The sequence below is a fragment of the Brevundimonas sp. genome (genome assembly GCF_035561115.1).
Classification (GTDB): Bacteria; Pseudomonadota; Alphaproteobacteria; order Caulobacterales; family Caulobacteraceae; genus Brevundimonas.
The window spans coordinates 1-17,117 of sequence record NZ_DATMYH010000047.1; the positions used below are offsets into that span (position 1 = coordinate 1).

At 69.5% G+C, this 17,117-nt stretch carries 18 protein-coding genes; 12 read left to right on the forward strand and 6 right to left on the reverse strand.

Annotated elements, in window-relative coordinates; genetic code table 11:
• The first annotated feature begins 19 nt into the window (after nt 1–19).
• From VN378_RS05755 to lpxK, 4 genes are all read left to right on the forward strand, one after another.
• On the forward strand, nt 20–1,867 hold the full coding sequence (locus tag VN378_RS05755) for an ABC transporter ATP-binding protein (protein WP_325741872.1): 1,848 nt from the start codon (nt 20–22) through the stop codon (nt 1,865–1,867).
• Between the two features lie 175 nt (nt 1,868–2,042).
• Nucleotides 2,043–2,729, forward strand: a complete 687-nt coding sequence (locus VN378_RS05760; RefSeq protein ID WP_325741843.1) for a lysophospholipid acyltransferase family protein — start codon at nt 2,043–2,045, stop codon at nt 2,727–2,729.
• 1 nt (nt 2,730) lies between these two features.
• Nucleotides 2,731–4,023, forward strand: coding sequence for a 3-deoxy-D-manno-octulosonic acid transferase (locus tag VN378_RS05765; protein WP_325741845.1), 1,293 nt, complete (start codon nt 2,731–2,733; stop codon nt 4,021–4,023).
• Entirely contained in the window at nt 4,020–5,033 is a 1,014-nt protein-coding gene (gene lpxK / locus VN378_RS05770) for a tetraacyldisaccharide 4'-kinase (RefSeq protein WP_325741846.1), read from the forward strand. The genes VN378_RS05765 and lpxK overlap by 4 nt, the downstream gene beginning before the upstream one ends.
• On the opposite strand, the gene VN378_RS05775 is transcribed toward lpxK, so the two are convergent.
• A complete protein-coding gene (locus tag VN378_RS05775) occupies nt 5,030–6,304 on the reverse strand; it encodes a metal-dependent hydrolase family protein (protein ID WP_414642219.1) in 1,275 nt (424 codons plus the stop codon). The genes lpxK and VN378_RS05775 overlap by 4 nt on opposite strands.
• Nucleotides 6,305–6,467: 163 nt before the next feature.
• On the opposite strand from VN378_RS05775, the gene VN378_RS05780 reads away from it, so the two are divergent.
• Nucleotides 6,468–7,181: a murein L,D-transpeptidase catalytic domain-containing protein gene (locus VN378_RS05780; protein WP_325741849.1), complete on the forward strand. Its 714-nt coding sequence runs from the start codon at nt 6,468–6,470 to the stop codon at nt 7,179–7,181.
• Between the two features lie 7 nt (nt 7,182–7,188).
• On the opposite strand, the gene trhA is transcribed toward VN378_RS05780, so the two are convergent.
• From trhA to VN378_RS05795, 3 genes are read right to left on the reverse strand one after another with little or no spacing between them, the layout of a single operon-like run.
• Complete coding sequence (gene trhA, locus VN378_RS05785; protein ID WP_325741851.1) at nt 7,189–7,851, reverse strand: PAQR family membrane homeostasis protein TrhA; 663 nt, start codon at nt 7,849–7,851, stop codon at nt 7,189–7,191.
• A gap of 3 nt (nt 7,852–7,854) precedes the next feature.
• Nucleotides 7,855–9,141 carry a phosphoribosylamine--glycine ligase gene (purD, locus tag VN378_RS05790; protein WP_325741853.1) on the reverse strand — a complete coding sequence of 429 codons (1,287 nt, stop codon included), beginning with the start codon at nt 9,139–9,141 and terminating at the stop codon, nt 7,855–7,857.
• Between the two features lie 48 nt (nt 9,142–9,189).
• Nucleotides 9,190–9,372, reverse strand: a complete 183-nt coding sequence (locus VN378_RS05795) for a hypothetical protein (RefSeq protein ID WP_325741855.1) — start codon at nt 9,370–9,372, stop codon at nt 9,190–9,192.
• Between the two features lie 41 nt (nt 9,373–9,413).
• On the opposite strand from VN378_RS05795, the gene xseA reads away from it, so the two are divergent.
• The 4 genes from xseA (at nt 9,414) to VN378_RS05815 (ending at nt 12,608) form a co-directional block, all read left to right on the forward strand.
• Entirely contained in the window at nt 9,414–10,889 is a 1,476-nt protein-coding gene (xseA, locus tag VN378_RS05800; protein ID WP_325741857.1) for an exodeoxyribonuclease VII large subunit, read from the forward strand.
• A gap of 48 nt (nt 10,890–10,937) precedes the next feature.
• Nucleotides 10,938–11,138, forward strand: a complete 201-nt coding sequence (locus tag VN378_RS05805; protein ID WP_325741859.1) for a DUF2093 domain-containing protein — start codon at nt 10,938–10,940, stop codon at nt 11,136–11,138.
• Complete coding sequence (locus VN378_RS05810) at nt 11,135–11,986, forward strand: M23 family metallopeptidase (protein WP_325741861.1); 852 nt, start codon at nt 11,135–11,137, stop codon at nt 11,984–11,986. The genes VN378_RS05805 and VN378_RS05810 overlap by 4 nt, the downstream gene beginning before the upstream one ends.
• Nucleotides 11,987–12,092: 106 nt before the next feature.
• The gene (locus VN378_RS05815) at nt 12,093–12,608 is read left to right on the forward strand and encodes a response regulator (RefSeq protein ID WP_325741863.1); all 516 of its coding nucleotides are present in this window, start codon (nt 12,093–12,095) and stop codon (nt 12,606–12,608) included.
• Here VN378_RS05815 and VN378_RS05820 read toward each other — a convergent pair.
• Complete coding sequence (locus VN378_RS05820) at nt 12,575–13,549, reverse strand: lysophospholipid acyltransferase family protein (protein ID WP_414642218.1); 975 nt, start codon at nt 13,547–13,549, stop codon at nt 12,575–12,577. The two genes, VN378_RS05815 and VN378_RS05820, sit on opposite strands and share 34 nt — an antisense overlap.
• On the reverse strand, nt 13,539–14,309 hold the full coding sequence (locus tag VN378_RS05825; protein ID WP_325741865.1) for an SDR family oxidoreductase: 771 nt from the start codon (nt 14,307–14,309) through the stop codon (nt 13,539–13,541). Before VN378_RS05825 ends, VN378_RS05820 begins: the two co-directional genes overlap by 11 nt.
• Before the next feature lie 108 nt (nt 14,310–14,417).
• Here VN378_RS05825 and VN378_RS05830 point away from each other — a divergent pair, with 108 nt between their 5' ends.
• The 3 genes from VN378_RS05830 to VN378_RS05840 all read left to right on the forward strand — a co-directional run bounded on the left by VN378_RS05830 (nt 14,418) and on the right by VN378_RS05840 (nt 16,978).
• Nucleotides 14,418–15,686 carry an EAL domain-containing protein gene (locus tag VN378_RS05830; protein ID WP_325741867.1) on the forward strand — a complete coding sequence of 423 codons (1,269 nt, stop codon included), beginning with the start codon at nt 14,418–14,420 and terminating at the stop codon, nt 15,684–15,686.
• Between the two features lie 102 nt (nt 15,687–15,788).
• A complete protein-coding gene (locus tag VN378_RS05835) occupies nt 15,789–16,133 on the forward strand; it encodes a hypothetical protein (RefSeq protein ID WP_325741868.1) in 345 nt (114 codons plus the stop codon).
• Between the two features lie 341 nt (nt 16,134–16,474).
• Nucleotides 16,475–16,978 carry a hypothetical protein gene (locus VN378_RS05840; protein WP_325741870.1) on the forward strand — a complete coding sequence of 168 codons (504 nt, stop codon included), beginning with the start codon at nt 16,475–16,477 and terminating at the stop codon, nt 16,976–16,978.
• Nucleotides 16,979–17,117: the final 139 nt, after the last annotated feature.

The window sequence follows — 17,117 nt, forward strand, 5'->3', positions numbered from 1 at the left end:
GCCGTCCGACCTCGGACCGATGACGCCCCCCGCCCCCGCCGACGAAGAGAAGGAAACCCTTCGCCCGCTGCTGGCGCGGATCTGGCGGGACTATCTCTCGCATCACAAGGCGGCGCTGTTTCTGTCGATGCTGTGCGCGGGCGTGGCCGGCGGCCTGTCGGCCCTGACGCTGAAACTGCTCGAGCCCGCCGTGAACGGCCTGTTCCTGCAGACCGACACGCCGATCAGGCTCTGGGGACTGATCGACATCCCGCCCGGGCAGGCGCTCATCTATATCCCCGCCGCCATCGTCCTGGTCGCCATCGTCTGGACCATCGCCTCCCTCGGTCAGGCCGCCCTCGTCAACCGCCTCGGCCACGGCATCGTCGGCGACATCCAGGTGCGGCTGTTCGGCGCCATGATCCGCGCCGACCTGGCCCGGCTGCGCAACCAGCACAGCGGCAGCTTCGTCTCCTCGGTCCTGTTCGACGCCAACCTCGTCCGCGAGGCCTTCACCAACGGCGTCGTCAACTACACCCAGAACAGCATCACCCTGATCGCCGTCATCGTGGCCATGGCCTTCATCGACTGGCAGCTGACCGCCATCGTCCTGCTGGGGGTGCCGCTGATCACCGTCGTCCTGCGCCGCTTCTCCCGGCGCACGCGCAAGGCCACCACCGGGGCGATGAAGGAGACCGAGAACCTCTCCACCGCCCTGATGGAGAACCTCGACGGCGTCCGCCTGATCAAGATCGAGAACCGCGAGGCGGCCGAGGAAGCCCGCGTCGGCGAGGTGGTGTCCCGCCGCCAGCGCCACGTCATCAAGAGCGCCGACTCCCGCGCCTTCGCCGGCCCCTTCTCCAACCTGGTCGCCATGGTCGTGGTCGCCGCCGTCATGGCCTACGCCGGCTGGCGGGCCCAGGACGGGGAGATGAGCGTGGGGGCCTTCGCCGCCTTCATCGGTCTGCTGATGGCCGCCGGCCAGTCGCTGCGGCAGGTGACCAATCTCCAGACCGTCATGACCGAGGGCCTGACCGCCGCACGCCGCCTGTTCGCCGCCCTCGACATCCAGCCCGAGATCCGCGAGACGCCCGACGCGGCGGCGTTCGAACACGGCCCGACCACCGTCGCCTTCGACCGTGTGTCCTTCGCCTATGGGCCCGCCTCCGACGGCGCCGCGCCGACCCTGTCGGACGTCAGCCTGACCGTCGCCCCCGGCGAGACCGTCGCCCTCGTCGGTCCGTCTGGCGGCGGCAAGAGCACCATTCTCAGCCTGCTGCCGCGCTTCTATGATGTGACCGGCGGCGCGGTGACCCTGAACGGACGCGACATCCGCGAGCTGAAGCTGCACGACCTGCGCGCCTCGATCGCCCTGGTGACGCAGGAGCCTTTCCTGTTCGACGACACGGTCGCCGCCAACATTGCGTACGGCCGCCCGGGCGCCACGGCGGAAGACATCGTCGCCGCCGCGCAGGCCGCCGCCGCCCACGACTTCATCACCGCCCTGCCCGAAGGCTATGCGACCCGCGCCGGCGAGGCGGGCCTGCGCCTGTCCGGCGGCCAGCGCCAGCGCATCGCCATCGCCCGCGCCTTCCTCAAGGACGCGCCGATCCTGCTGCTGGACGAGGCGACGTCCGCCCTCGACACCGAAAGCGAGGCCCTGGTCCAGGCGGCGCTCGAACGCCTGATGCAGGGCCGCGCCACCCTGATGATCGCTCACCGCCTGTCGACCGTGCGCAACGCCGACCGCATCCATGTGATCGAGGCCGGCCGGGTGGTCGAAACCGGAACCCACGCCGCGTTGGTCCGCAAGGGCGGCCTCTACGCCCGCCTGGCGAAGCAGCAGTCGCTGGACGGCGATGCGGTCACCGTGGCGGCGGTGAGTTGATGCGCGCGCCTCACATCCCTTCTCCCCTCGGGGGAGAAGGTGGGCGGCGAAGCCGCTCGGGTGAGGGGGCCGGCGCCTCATCCGTCCCGACCGCCGATTTGCGTCTGACCTTCCCCTCATCCGTCTCGCTTCGCGAGCCACCTTCTCCCCCAAGGGGAGAAGGGAGCCAAACTCGATGAGGCCCCTCCGCAATCCCGTCATCCAGGCCATCCTCGCCTGGACCCTCGCCCAATGGATGCGGTTCTGCTTCGCCACCATCCGCTGGACGCACCAGAACGAGGCCGTGGCCGAAAAGGTCTGGGCCGACGGCGGCGGGGTGCTGTGCGCCTTCTGGCATTCGCGCATCGGCCTGTCGCCCGCCTGCTGGCCGCTGGACCGGGCCCAGCCGGCCAAGGCCCTGATCTCGCTCAGTCCCGACGGCCAGTTCATCGCCAAGGCCGTGGCCCGTCAGGGCTTCCCCGCCATCCGCGGCTCTTCTTCCAACAAGGACAAGGCCGACCGCGCCAAGGGCGGGTCCCAGGCCCTGCGCGACGGCCTGCGCCAGCTCAAGCTCGGCGGCCTGGCCATCACCCCTGACGGCCCGCGCGGTCCGATGCGGGAAATGGCCGAGGGCCTGCCGCTTCTGGCCAGACTGTCGAAGGCGCCCGTGCTGTTCATCGGCCTGTCCTGCAATCCCGCGATCCGGCTGAACAGCTGGGACCGCGCCCTGCTGCCCCTGCCGTTCGGACGCGGCGCCATTGTCTGGGACCTGGACCGCTATCCCGAAGGCGCCGAACTGGCCGACGTCGCGCGCGCCTGGACCGATCGGCTGACCGCCGTGGAAGCCGCCGCCGACGCCCTCGTCGGCCTGGAGCGAGTCTGACGTGAGCCCGGCGCTGATCGCTTACCGCCTGCTGGCGCGGATGTTGGAGCCGTTGGCCCCGCGCCTGCTCGACGCCCGCGCCAAACAGGGCAAGGAGGACCCTGTCCGCGTCGATGAACGCCTCGGCCGCGCCTCGGCCGCCCGGCCCGCAGGCGACCTTGTCTGGCTGCACGGCGTCAGTGTCGGCGAAACCCTGTCGCTGTTGCCCGTCGTCGACCGCCTGCGGCAGGCGCGGCCCGATCTGACCGTGCTGGTCACCTCCGGCACCCTGACCTCGGCGACCCTGCTGGCGCAGCGCCTGCCGTTCGGGGTCATCCACCAGTTCGCCCCCGTCGACGGCCCCGCTGCAGTCGCCGCCTTCCTCGACCACTGGAAACCCTCCCTGGCCGTTTTCGTCGAAAGCGAGCTGTGGCCCAACCTCATCCTCGAGGCCCGCAAGCGCGGCGTGAGACTGGTCCTCGCCAGCGCCCGCATCACGGAGAGGACCGTCGAGGGCTGGCGCCGCTTCCCCGGCGCGGCGCGCGAGATCCTGTCCGCCTTCGACCGCATCCTGCCGCAGGATGAGACCTCGGCCGCGCGGCTGGAAGGTCTCGGCGCCCGCATCGACGGCCAGGTGAATCTCAAGCTCTCGGGCGGGGCGCCCCCGCACGACCCCGCCGCCTTCACCCGCCTCAGCGCCGCCATCGGCGACCGCCCCGTGGTCGTCGCCGCCAGCACCCACGACGGCGAGGAGATCGCCCTCGTCCGCGCCCTCGACAAGCTGGCCGACCGGCTGTGCCTGATCCTCGTGCCGCGCCATCCCGAACGCAGCGCCGCCATCGCCGCCGCCCTGACGCGCGATGGCTATCGCTTCGCCCTGCGATCCCAGGGCCGGGAACCCGACCGCGACACCGATCTCTATATCGCCGACACCCTCGGCGAGATGGGCCTGTTCCTGCGTCTGGCCGATGTGGTGGTCATGGGCGGCTCCTTTTCCGCCGCGCTGGAGAAGCCCCCGGTGGGCGGGCACAATCCGCTCGAACCCGCCCGTCTCGGCAAGCCCGCCGTCACCGGCCCCGACATGACCAACTGGGCCGCCGTCGCCGGGGCGCTGGTGCAGGCCGGGGGCCTCACCGTCGTTCAGGCGCCGTGGGACCTGCCCGCCGTCATCGCCCCCCTGCTGGCCGATGACGCCGAAGCCAAACGCATGGGCGAACGCGGCCGCCGCGCCGGCGCCGAAGCCGGCTCCGGCCTTGACCGGCTGTGGGAGACGCTGGAGCCGCTGTTGCCCCCCGCCTCGCGAGGCCGCCGATGAAATTGAACACCCCGCGCTGGTGGTACACGCGAGACGCCCGCCACGGCGCCGTGGCGCGCACCCTGCTCACGCCTGTTTCCTGGATCTGGGCCGGCGTCACCGCGCGCCGCATCGCCCGAACCACGCCGGTCGACCCCGGGATTCCGGTCATCTCGGTCGGCAACCTGACCGTCGGCGGCTCGGGCAAGACCCCTGTGACCCGCGAGGCCATCCGCCTTCTGCGCGAGGCCGGCGTCGACGCCCACGCCCTCTCGCGCGGCTACGGCGGGTCGCTGCGCGAGCCCACGCGGGTCGATCCCGCCATCCACGGGGCCGCCGAAGTCGGCGACGAGCCCCTGATGCTGGCGCTCGGCGGGCCGGCCTGGATCGCCCGCGACCGCGTCGCCGGCGCCGCCGCCGCCGCCAGAGCCGGCGCCGAGATACTGGTGCTTGACGACGCCCACCAGAATCCGAGCCTGGAAAAGACGCTCAGCCTCGTGGTGGTGGACGGCGAGACGCGCGGCGAGGAGTGGCCCTTCGGCGACGGCTCGGTGTTTCCCTCGGGCCCCATGCGCGAACGCCTCCGGCACGGCCTGGCCCGGGCCGACGCCGTCGTCGTCCTGCTGCCCGCCGACGCGCCGCGCGTCGATCCCGAGCTGATGGCGGCCTTCGGCGACCTGCCGGTCCACGTCGCCCGGCTGAAACCCGCCGCACCGCCGCCCAGAGGGCCGGTGGTCGGCTTCGCCGGCATCGCCAAGCCCTGGAAGGTCGAGCGCGCCCTCGACGCCGCCGGGGCCCAACTGGTCGACTTCGCCCCCTTCCCCGACCACGCCGCGTTCCGTGAAGGGGACCTGGCCGCCCTCGCCGGCCGCGCCTCCCACTTCGGCGCCCGTCTGGTCACGACCGAGAAGGACTGGTTCCGCCTGCCCCCCGAATGGCGGACGCGGGTCCTGTCATGGCCGGTCAAGGCGACCTTCGAGGACGAGGCCGCGTTCCAGCGCCTGTTGCTTGAGGCGGCGCGGTCGACCTAGTCCGCCCGGTAGACGACCCCGCCCCTCATCACGAACCGCACGCGCTCCAGCTCGGTGACATCGGCCAACGGGTCGCCCGTCACGGCGATCAGGTCCGCCGGCAGGCCCGCTGCGATCCGCCCGGCCTCGTTCGAAATCCGCAGATGCGCCGCCGCGTTCACCGTGGCGGCCTGAACCGCCTCCAGCGGCGTCATTCCAGCCCGCACCAGCAGGGCGAATTCCTGGGCGTTGTCGCCGTGGGCGGAAACGCCCGAGTCGGTGCCGAATGCGATCCGGACGCCGCCCTCATGGGCCCGCCGGGCCATGTCCAGCATCTTCGGCCCCGCCTCCAGGGCCTTGGCCGTCTGGTTCGGCGTGAAGAAATTGTCGGGTCCCGAGGCGATCCGCGCCACGAAATCCCCGGCCAGCAGGGTCGGCACCAGATAGACGCCGTCCCGACGCATCAGCCGGATCGATTCATCGTCCAGCCAGGTGCCATGCTCGATCGAGTCGCCGCCGGCCCGCAGGAAGCTGTTGATCCCGTCGGCCCCGTGCGCATGCGCCGTCACCTGCCGTCCCATGCGGTGCGCGGCGCCGACGATGGCCGCCAGCTCTCCGTCCGAGAACTGCTGGCCCAGCCCCGCCGCCGTGTTCGACAGCACGCCGCCCGTCGCCGTGATCTTGATGATGTCGGCCCCGGCCCGGACCTGCAGCCGCACCGCCCGCATGCAGTCGTCGGCCCCGGAGCAGACGCTCTCGTCCGACAGCAGATGCATGACGTCCTCGCGGTAGCCATTGATGTCGCCATGCCCCCCGTGGACCGACACGGCCGACCCCGAGGCGATGATCCGCGGTCCCGGCACGTCGCCGCGCCGCACGGCGTCGCGCAGGGCGAAGATGGATTCATTGGTCGCCCCCAGATCGGCCACCGTGGTGAAGCCCGCCATCAGGGTCCGTCGGGCGTAGCGGGCGCCGACCATGGCCTGTTCGGAATTGGACTGGGTCACCGTCTCCAGTCGGCCGTTCGGGTTCTGCTGGCCCGTCAGGTGGACATGGCTGTCGATCAGCCCGGGCAGCACGAAAGAGTCGCGCAGGTCGACGATCCGGCCCTCGCCGACGAAGCCGTCGCGGACTTCTACGATCTGGTTCCCTCTGATCACGAGAGTTTTATCGCGCTGCACAACGCCGGTCCCGGGGTCGGCCAGAAGCCGGCCGATCTGCACGAACGTCGTTCCCTCCGCAGGCGAAACAGGCGCGGCGACGGGCGTTTGCGCTGCAACGCCGGTGGCCATCAACACGGCCGCGGCCGCCAGCAAAGATGTGATCGACTTCACGAAACCCTCCTGAACAAGGCCCGCACTTTAGACGTCCCCGCCGTTTCGCCAAGGCTCAGGTTGATCCTGCCGTTACGACCTGAAACAACCTGTCACTTCCGAAACGTGCGAGGGGCGTCGCATGCGGCTAGCAAGACGTGGATTCATTCTGGGCGGCGCCGCCCTTCTGTCGGGTTGCGCCACGGCGTCTGCGGCCACGCGGACGACGGCGTTCCAGCCGCTGCCGGCCCTGGCGCAGACCCGGGTCCCGACCATCACCATCGCCCCCGCGCCTGAAACCATCACGGCCGAGCTGAACACCACCCGCCCGCTGGATCCGCGCAGCCAGGTCCGCAAGGATCTGATGGACCGCGCCCTCGCCGCCTTCGACATCCACAAGGACAGGATCACCCAGCGGGACCGGATGTATCTGGTCGACTTCCAGAAATTCTCGGGCGACGAGCGCCTGTACGAGGTCGATCTGCACGGCGGCGCCGTCACCCTGATGCGCACCAGCCACGGCCGCGGCTCGGACCCCGCCCACACGGGCTTCGCCCGCGAGTTCGGCAACACGCCCGACAGCTACAAGTCCTCGGTCGGCGCCTATGCGACCGCCGGGGCCGGCTTCGGCGCCCAGCAGGGCCCCAACGTCCTGCTGGACGGGCTGGAGTACTCCAACGACCGGGCCCGCGAACGCGCCATCATCATCCACGGCGCCGACTACGCCGACCCGGCCTTCCTCGCCCGCGAAGGCAAGCTGGGCCGCTCGTATGGCTGTTTCTCGGTCGCCCACGCCGATCTGCCGCGCCTGCGCGAGCGCATGGGCGAAGGCCGCCTGCTGTTCGCCTCGGCCTGACGCCGGCCTATTTCAGCACGGCCAGAAGCACGGCCACCCAATGGACCGCGGCGGCCACCACGACATGGCCGTGCCAGATCGCGCGCCGGTAACGCATGGCCTTGTTGGCGTAGAAGATCACGCCGACCGAATAGAGCACGCCCCCGACCGCCATCAGGATCAGCGGCGCCAGCCCCAGGCTCTGCAGGATCGGCTGGATGGCGATCACCATCAGCCAGCCCAGCGCCAGATAGACGACGATCCAGAACCCCTTGCCCAGTCCCGGCAGGAACAGCTTGGCCAGGGCGGCGAAGATCGCCGTGCCCCAGACCGCCGAGGTCATTCCCCAGGCCCAGGCCCCGGTCAGGTGCTGCGTCGTGAACGGGGTGTAGGACCCCGCGATCATGACGAAGATGCCGGCGTGATCGAAGCGCCGCAGCAGCGGCTGGAACCGGGCGGCGGCGAAATTATAGGCCGTCGACAGGCCCAGCATGGTCAGCAGGCCGACGGCGTAGATCGCCGCCGCGGTCAGGCTTCCGGCGTCGCCGAAGCCGATCGCCAGCCCCAGCAGCATCCCGCCCCCGACCAGGGCCAGGGCCAGTCCGGTCAGGTGGACGATCAGGTCGGCGAGCCGCTCCTTCCCGTCGCGGTAGTGGCTCGGCGGCTCGGGCGGCAAGGCGTCGTCTGTCACGGACTAGTCTCCCCCGGGGGCCCGCTCCAGGGCGCGCCAGCCGATGTCGGTCCGGTGGAAGCCGCCGGGCCAGTCGATCTTCCTGACCGCCGCATAGGCCCGCTCGCGCGCCTCGGCGATGTCCTTGCCCCGGGCGCAGACGTTCAGCACTCGCCCGCCGGCCGCCGCCAGCTGGCCGTCGGCCCGCCGCTTCGTGCCCGCATGGAAAACCTGGACATTCGGTCCGAAATCCTGCTCGGCCCCGCGGATGATCGACCCCTCCAGCGGACTGTCGGGATAGCCCGAGGCCGCCAGCACCACGCAGATCACCGTCTCGTCGCGGAACGCCGGCATCGGCGCCCGCGTCAGGTCGCCCCGCGCGCAGGCCAGCAACAGGGGCACGATGTCCCCGTCCAGCCGCATCATCAGCACCTGGCATTCCGGATCGCCGAAACGGGCGTTGAACTCGACCACCTTCGGCCCGTCCTCGGTCGCCATCAGCCCGGCGTACAGCACCCCGCGATAGGGCGCGCCCTCCGCCGCCATGGCTGCGACCACCGGCTGGACGATCGTCCGGTCCGCCGCCTCGACCAGCTCCGGCGTGAACACCGGCGCCGGGGAATAGCTGCCCATCCCGCCCGTGTTCGGACCCAGGTCGCCGTCATAGGCCCGCTTGTGGTCCTGGGCCCCGCCCAGCAGCACGGCGCGCTGGCCGTCGCAGACGGCGAACAGCGAGCCCTCCTCGCCGGCCATGAACTCCTCGATCACCACCCGCGCGCCCGCCGTGCCGAACCGGCCGCCCAGCATCCGCTCGATCTCGGCCTCGGCCTCGCGCTTGTTGGGGCTGATGGCCACGCCCTTGCCGGCCGCCAGGCCGTCGGCCTTGATCACATAGGGCGGCTTGAACACCGTCAGCGCCTGCCGCGCCTCGTGCAGCCGCTCATAGACGCCGTAGCCGGCCGTCGGAATCTCGTGCCGCTCCATGAAGGCCTTGGAGAAGGCCTTGGAGGTTTCCAGCTGCGCCGCCTTCTTCGTCGGCCCGAAACAGGGGATGCCCGCGGTCGCCAGCCGGTCGGCCAGCCCGGCCTCAAGCGCGGTCTCGGGCCCGACCACCACCAGATCGGCCTTCATCTCGCGCGCCAGGGCGCACAGGGCGTCGGCGTCCGTCACCTTGATCGGCGCCAGCTGACCCAGCTTCTCCATGCCCGGGTTGCCGGGTGCGATGACCAGACGCCGCAACAGCGGCGACTGGGCGATCTTCCACGCCAGGGCGTGCTCTCGCCCGCCCGATCCGACCAGCAGGATATTCATGACCGCGCAATGACCGGACGCGCGAAGGCGGTCAAGTCGCGGATCGCATCAGGCCAGTACGGCGGAGATCACATAGACCGCGAGGCCGAGCAGGACGATCCCGCCGAGGACCAGCCACAGACTGGTTGACGCGCCGTCGCTGCGCCGTCCCATCTCGCTTTCGCGCGGGTCCTGGTCGACGGGGTCGGTGTCGCGGGGGTCGGCGGCCATGTTCCCAAGCGTTACTCGCATCCGCCGTTCCCGCAAGCCCCGACTGTCGCTAGTCTGCCTCCATGAGCGACGACTCCTACGTCTTCGAGGGCCCGGCCGACGAACCGCCGCCCCCCCTTCGGGACAACAATCCGCCCCAGACGGTCTCGGAGCTGTCGTTCGCCCTCAAGCGCACGCTCGAGGACCGGTTCGGCCACGTCCGGCTGCGCGGCGAGATCTCCAAGGTCAACCACCACGCCTCGGGCCACGTCTATCTGACGCTCAAGGACGACAAGGCCGCCATCGACGGCGTGGTCTGGAAGGGCTCGGTCCGCGGGCTCGGCGTCCGGCCCGAGTCCGGGCTCGAGGTCATCGTCACCGGCAAGATCACCTCCTACCCCGCCCGCTCCTCCTACCAGATCGTCATCGAGACCATGGAGGCCGCCGGCGCCGGCGCCCTTCTGGCTCAGCTGGAGCGGCTGAAGGCGAAACTGGCGGGCGAGGGTCTGTTCGAACCCGGCCGCAAGAAACCCATCCCGACCTTCCCCGCCGTGGTGGGCGTCATCACCAGTCCGACCGGCGCCGTGATCCGCGACATCCTGCACCGCATCGCCGAACGCTGGCCGTGCCGCGTCATCGTCTGGCCCGTGGTCGTCCAGGGCGACGCCGCCTGCGGCCAGGTCTCCAACGCCATCCGCGGCTTCGACGCCATGACGCCGGGCGGCCCCATCCCCCGTCCCGACATCCTGATCGTCGCCCGCGGCGGCGGCTCGGTCGAGGACCTGTGGTGCTTCAACGACGAGGGCCTGGCCCGCACGGTGGCCGCCGCCTCCATCCCCATCATCTCCGCCGTCGGCCATGAGACCGACACCACCCTGATCGACTTCGTCTCCGATCGCCGCGCGCCCACGCCCACGGGCGCCGCCGAGATCGCCACCCCGGTGCTGGCCGATCTGCGCTACGCCGTCGCCGATCTGGACCGCCGCCTCGCCCGCGCCGGCGGCCGCATCCTCGAGGACCGCCGCACCCGGCTGCGCGCCGCCGCCCGGGGCCTGCCCGCCCGGCCCGAGGACGTCCTGGCCCTGCCGCAGCAGCGGCTGGACCACGCCGGCAGCCGGCTGGCTTCGGGCCTGACGCAAAACGTGGCCCTGCACCAACGCGCCCTCGCCGGCGTGTCGGGCCGGCTGTCGCGCGTCCTGCTGGACCGGGCCCTGGAGCGCCGCCGCGACCGGCTTGAGGCCGTCGCCGCCCGTTACGCTCCGGCCCTGCCCCGGCACCTTGACGCCGACGCCGCGCGGCTGGCCGCCCTCGCCCGGGCCCTGGCCAGCCTCGATCCGAAGCGGCCCAAGCCCGGCTTCGCCCGGGTCGAGACCGAGGACGGGGCCATGATCGCCGCCGCCGCCGCCCTGCACGACGGCCAGGCGGTGCGGCTCGTCTTCGCCGACGGCTGGAAGGGGGCGCGCATCGACGGCGACGGCGCCCCGCCGCGCCTTCTCCCGAAGGCTTCGCCCGCGCCGAAGCCCCGATCGCCGCCCGCGGGCCAGGGCGACCTGTTCTGAGCGGGAAATCCGTGGCGCGATCCGCACGGCCACGCTAGCGTGGCGGCCATGACGAAGACTTCTTCCGACATCGCGGTCCTTCACTACGGCGACGGCGAATTCGCCTTGCTGAAACCCGGACGCGCGGTGATCTGCGCGGTCAGCGGCAAGGCCATTCCGCTCGAGACCCTGCGCTACTGGTCGGTCAGCAGGCAGGAAGCCTATGCGGGCCCGACCGAGGCCTTCCAGAGCCTGGGCCAGATTCCGTGATCCTGCCGCGCCGCCGGCTGCTGATCGGCTGCGGCGCGCTCGCCGCAGCCGGCCTGGCGCCGCGAGACGCCGGGGCCCAGGCCGCCGGCGACCTCGTCCTGACGGGCCGCTTCGTCCAGGGGGGCCACGCCCTCGGCCGAACCTGGCCCCGGGCCCTGATCTTCATCGACGGCGAATCCCTGACGACCGCCTCCGCCGACGGCGTCTTCATCGTCGGTTTCGACCGCGACGCGCCTTCCAGCGTGCAGATCGAGGCCCGGACGGACGGACGGACCGCGATGCGGACCCTGCCCATTGCGCCCGGCCGGTTCTCGCAGACCCGCATCGACGGCCTGCCGCCCTCGACCGTGGAACCTGACGATCCCGCGCTGCTGGCCCGGATCCGGCAGGAGGTCGTCCTCAAGGCCGAAGGCTTCGCCAGCCGCCTCGACGCCGACCATTTCCGCGATGGCTTCGACTGGCCGCTGGAGACGTTCCGCATCAGCAGCCGCTGGGGCAGCCAGCGCGTATTGAACGGCACGCCGGCGCGTCCGCATTACGGCATAGACCTGGCCGCGCCGCAGGGCGCGCTCATCCGCGCGCCCGCCGCCGGCCGCGTGACCCTGGCCCAGCCCGGCCTGCATTTCGAAGGCGGCCTGGTCCTGATCGACCACGGCCAGGGCCTGATCAGCGCCTATCTGCATCAGTCGCGGCTCGACGTTCGCGCGGGTCAGACCGTGATGCGCGGAGACCTGATCGGGCGAGTCGGCATGACCGGGCGGGCGACCGGTCCGCATCTGTGCTGGCGCCTGAAGTGGCGGGATCGTAACCTGGACCCCTCACTCCTGGTTGAAACTGCACAGCGGTAACCGGTTTCGGCCAAGGTGATCGCTGTTCGGTCATGGACGCGAAAGGAATCGGCTCGTAGAGCGGCGTTATTCCCGGTCCAGGCCGGGGTTGAAGCAAAATCGATCCATGGCCTCCCTCAGCGCCCTCAAAATCCTGCTTGTCGACGACAACGCCCACATGCGGGCCATCACCACCGCAGTGCTGCAGTCGGCAGGTATCCGCGCGGTGCGCGAGGCGTCCGACGGCGCCGCCGCCCTGGCGGTCCTGCGCGACCACCTGCCCGATCTGGTGATCGTCGACTTCAACATGTTCCCGCTGGACGGCGTCGAATTCACCCGCCTGGTCCGCAACAGCCCGGACAGCGCCAATCCCTATCTGCCGATCATCATGATGACCGGCCACTCCGAGAAGTCCCGCGTCTATGAGGCTCGCGACGCGGGGGTGAACGAGTTCGTGGTCAAGCCGATCACGGCCAAGGCCATTCTCGACCGCATCCAGGCCGTGATCTTCCAGCCGCGGCCGTTCGTGAAGACCGACGACTATTTCGGCCCCGACCGCCGCCGCCGGCAGGCCCCCAACTACAAGGGACCGATGCGCCGCGCCTCGGATCAGTCGCGCGCGCCGGATTCCAGCGCGGCGTAGACCCGGTCGGGCCACCGCTTGTGGACCCAGAACCAGTCGACCGGGCTCTCGCGCACCCGGTCCTCGATGAAGCTCGTGATCGCCTGCACCCCGCGCGCGATGTCGGCCTGCCGGTCGCCGGTCTTCTCCAGTTCGATCGGATCATAGACCGTCAGCCGGAACCGCACCCCCGGCAGCCGCACCACCGACATCGGCTGCAGCACCGTCCCGAACCGCAGCGCCAGCCGGCTGGGTCCCGGCGCCGCATTCACCGGCTGGCCGAAGAAGATCACCTCGGGCCCTTCCGAGAATTTCTGGTCGTTCATCAGGGCCACGGACTCGCCGCGCGCCATCCCGGCCAGCAGTTCGCGCGCGCCGTCCCCGCCCTTGGGGGCGAACAGCTTGACGCCGTATCTCGCCCGCGCCGCGATGATCTGGGCGTCGACGTAAGGGTTGTTGGCGGCGCGATAGGTGATCTGGCACGGCACGCCCGAGCCCGTGATGGTCGCCGCCAGCGTCTCGATATTGGCGAAATGGCCGCCGACGAAGACCACCGGCTTTCCGCTGTCCCGGATCGCGTGCAGCCGCTCCAGCCCCACCACCTCGATCCGGTTCTGCTTCACCAGAATGTCCATCACCGCCGTCTCGGCGAATGAGCGGCCGGTCTGCTCCCATTGCGCCAGCGCCAGGGCTTCGCGTTCGTCCTCCGGCATGTCGGGGAAGGCGATGTGCAGGTTCCGCATCACCGTGCGCTGGGTGCCCGTCCGCGGCCCCAGGGTCCGCAGCGCCCAGCCGCCGAACGCCGACGCCCGCTCCACCCCCAGCAGCCGCATCAGCCCGACGAACCCGGCGAACCCGGCCGCCTCCAGCCGCCAGATCAGGTCCTGGCGGACGCTGACGCGCTTCCTCGCGGCGCTATCGCCCGAAGGGCTGCCTGGGCGCGAGGGGTCGTCACCAGGCAATGGTGATCCCGCCGTCCACCACCAGCGTCTGGCCGGTCATGTAGCTGGACGCGGGCGCCGCCAGATAGACCGCCGCCCCCGCGATCTCGTCCGGCTGTCCGATCCGCTTCAGCGGGGCCGGATCTGTGACCTGCTTCAGCAGCTCCGGATTCTCCCACAGATATTTGGCGAAATCGGTCTGCACCAGGCCGGGGGCGATGCAGTTGACCCGGACGTTCGACGGCCCCCACTCCACCGCCAGGTTGCGCGCCAGTTGCATGTCCGCCGCCTTGGAGATGTTGTAGGCGCCGATCAGGGCGTTGCCCCTCAGCCCGCCGATCGACGAGACGATGATCACCGACCCGTCCTTCCGCTCCAGCATCTGCGGCGCGACCATCTGGATCAGCCAGTGGTTGGACACCACGTTGTTCTGCAGGATCTTGCCGAACTGCTCGTCATTGATCCCCGCCATCGGTCCGGCATAGGGATTGGTCGCGGCGTTGCAGACCAGGACGTCGATCTGTCCGAAGGCGGCGTTGGTCTCGTCGACCAGCCGCTGCAGATCCTCCTTCGAGGCGATGTTGGCGGGCACGACCATGGCCCGGCCCTCGCCATGCTTTGCATTGATCGCGTCGGCGACCTCCTGGCACGGCCCGGCCTTGCGCGAACTGATCACCACCCGCGCGCCGTGCTCGGCCATCCGCTCGGCGATAGCCTTGCCGATCCCCCTGGAGGAACCGGTGATCACCGCGACCTTGCCGGTCAGATCGAACAATTCCATCGTTAACCTCGAAGAAGTGGGGAGAAACCGTGCGCCGGTATAGGCGATCCGCACTGTTACCCCGATACTCGGGCGATTCCATCCGGGAAGACGGACCATCCGTTTCCAATGCGCGCACTCACCCAGGGCTTCCTGTTCTTCACCTATCTGTTCCTGGCCCTCACGGCCGGGGCCTTCCTGTGGAGCGCCAACCTGGGCGCGGGCGCCGCCGTGGCCGCAGGATTCGGCGTCCTGGGCCTGTTCCTGGCCGTCCACACCCTCATCACGGCCAAGGCCGACAAGGCCGCCCTGAAGAAGGAAATCGACCACGTCCGCGAGGCTCACCGCCTGCTCGCCGACGCCATGGAGTCGACCCAGGGCGCCCTGACCGAACTGGCCCAGGCCATCGAATCCGGCGCGGTCACCTCCAACGAGGCCCTGTCCGGCGAAGTCCGCATGCTGGAGACCCTGATCTCGCAGATGAGCGAATCGCTCGACCACCGCATGGCCCAGCCGACGCCCGCCAGCGCCTTCGAGGCCCGCCACCGCGAACAGTCCAACGTCCTGCTCCAGACCATCCACGAGGCCCTGGCCGAGAACCGCGTCGATCTCTACCTCCAGCCGGTCGTCTCCCTGCCCCAGCGCCGGACCATCTTCTACGAAAGCTTCACCCGCCTGCGCGCCGCCGACGACCGCATCATGATGCCGGCCGAATACCTCTCGGTCGCCGAGGGCGAGGGCCTGGTCCCCGCCATCGACAACCTGCTGCTGTTCCGCTGCGCCCAGATCGTGCGGCGTCTGGCGCGTCAGGACCGCAAGGTCGGCGTCTTCTGCAATGTCGCCCTGTCCTCGCTTGGCGACGAGACCTTCTTCCCCCAGTTTCTCGAATTCCTGTCCGAGAACCGGGACCTGAACCAGGCCCTGATCTTCGAACTGGGCCAGGCCACCTTCGACGCCCGCGGCGCCGCCGAGGCCCGCAACATGGCCAAGCTGGCCGACCTCGGCTTCCGCTTCTCGATCGACAAGGTCCAGACGCTGGATCTCGACTTCGCCGACCTTCAGCGTTCGGACGTCAAGTTCATGAAGGTGGCGGCCGACCTGCTGATCGAACAGCTGCTCGACATGGACGGCGCCTCGGCCCTGCCCAGTCTGCGCGACATCTCCGCCGCCGACTTCGCCGGCCTGACGCGGCGCTACGGCATCGAGCTGATCGCCGAGAAATGCGAGACCGAGCGCCAGATCGTCGACATCCTCGAGCTCGACATCGGCATGGGCCAGGGCCACCTGTTCGGCGAGCCCCGCGCCATCAAGGAAGCCGTGCTGGCGGAAACCGATCCCCCGGCCGACTTCATCCGCTCGACGCTGAGAAGTGCGGACCACCGGCGCCGGTTCGGGTAGGGCGCGGCCGGGAAGGTCGGCTGTCGACCCGTTGCGGACATTGCGCTTCGCCCATAAGCCTAAGCGATCATCTATCGGTCGAAGAAAACCGGGGAATCTGGATTGACCGAACAACGTCGCCAAGTTCCCAAGCGTTTCCAGATTGCGCGCCGTTGGCAATGGGTTGCAGCGACAGCGTCCGCGTTGTTTGGCTTGGCTTGTTTTGTCGGCTGGCCCTTAGGTCATCTTTGGCCGTCAGCTGTCGGTTTCGTCGCCTTTTTACCAAGCGTCTGGTTATTCAACACCAAATGCTATGCCTGCGGTTGGCCGGCATTCGGGAACTACGCTGCCGAAGAGAGGCTCAGGAAAGATCAGAGCTTCTGGACCCGTTTCGGGGGCAAAGAATACGGTGGCGTGCACCTGCCTCTTCCATCTGCATGCACCAAATGTGACGCACCTTTCGATTGACCAGACCATCTGCTGGACCACTGATTGCCCGCTTCCCACCCATTGCGGACATCAACTACGCCCGCCCGTTCCGCCTCGATGGCGTGACGCATTTTGAGAAGCAGTTTGGAGACAATCGGCGATAACGGCGTAGTCAGTCGGCTGGCTACCCGCGCCGCTTCATTTTCAAGTTCTGAGTCCGACAAGCTCGAAAGGCTTGCTTCTGACGGAACGCCGCTCCGATTTCGCGTCATTCGGACCATGGCTCATTCTGCATGAACAGGGTTCCGCCTTCCACCCCTGGATGATGGTCGGCTTACGGCCAATAGCGATAGTGCGCCATCCGGGGTTATGCTCCCACGATGGTCGCCGCCATTCCGATCCTTTTGGCTTTCACCTTGCTTCTGCAAACGGGTGTCGATGCTCCTCGGGCGGAAGTTCGCGGCCCAAAAACCATCTGCTTTCGCTACAGCAGCTTCGCCCTCGACGCCGGAGAACGCATCGAAAGCGAGCAGATGGGCCTCCACGGCGTCGTGGTTCGCATCGAAGGACCTTCCGGGTCTTACCAGGTCTCAGAGAATGAGGCCTACCGAACCCCCGCCCGGCCCGGGACGAGGGTCTATCAAGAGGGTGACACTTCCATCTTCCGGTCACGTGCGAGGCCATTCAGCTACGCCTTCTTCGCACCGACCGGGTTCTCGCCCGACCGCCCAAGGATGATCGCCGTCATCTCTGGTGCTGTTTTGTCGGGAGGCAGAGGTGATGCTTCATTCTACCGACGTCTGACGATAGCTGACCCGTCGCGCATGCGCTGTGATCACAGCTATCTGTATGGCTTCGATGCGGTGCTGGGCAACGTCCGCTAACCACCCTTGGCGGTCGTCCTGCCTGCCTTCTCCTTCAAGGGGAGAAGGAGACGCGCGAACCTGCGATCTTAACGCCTCCCGCGCCCGCCCGGCGTAAACTGACCGATCATGACCGCCTCCGCCAACCCTCCTGCCGACC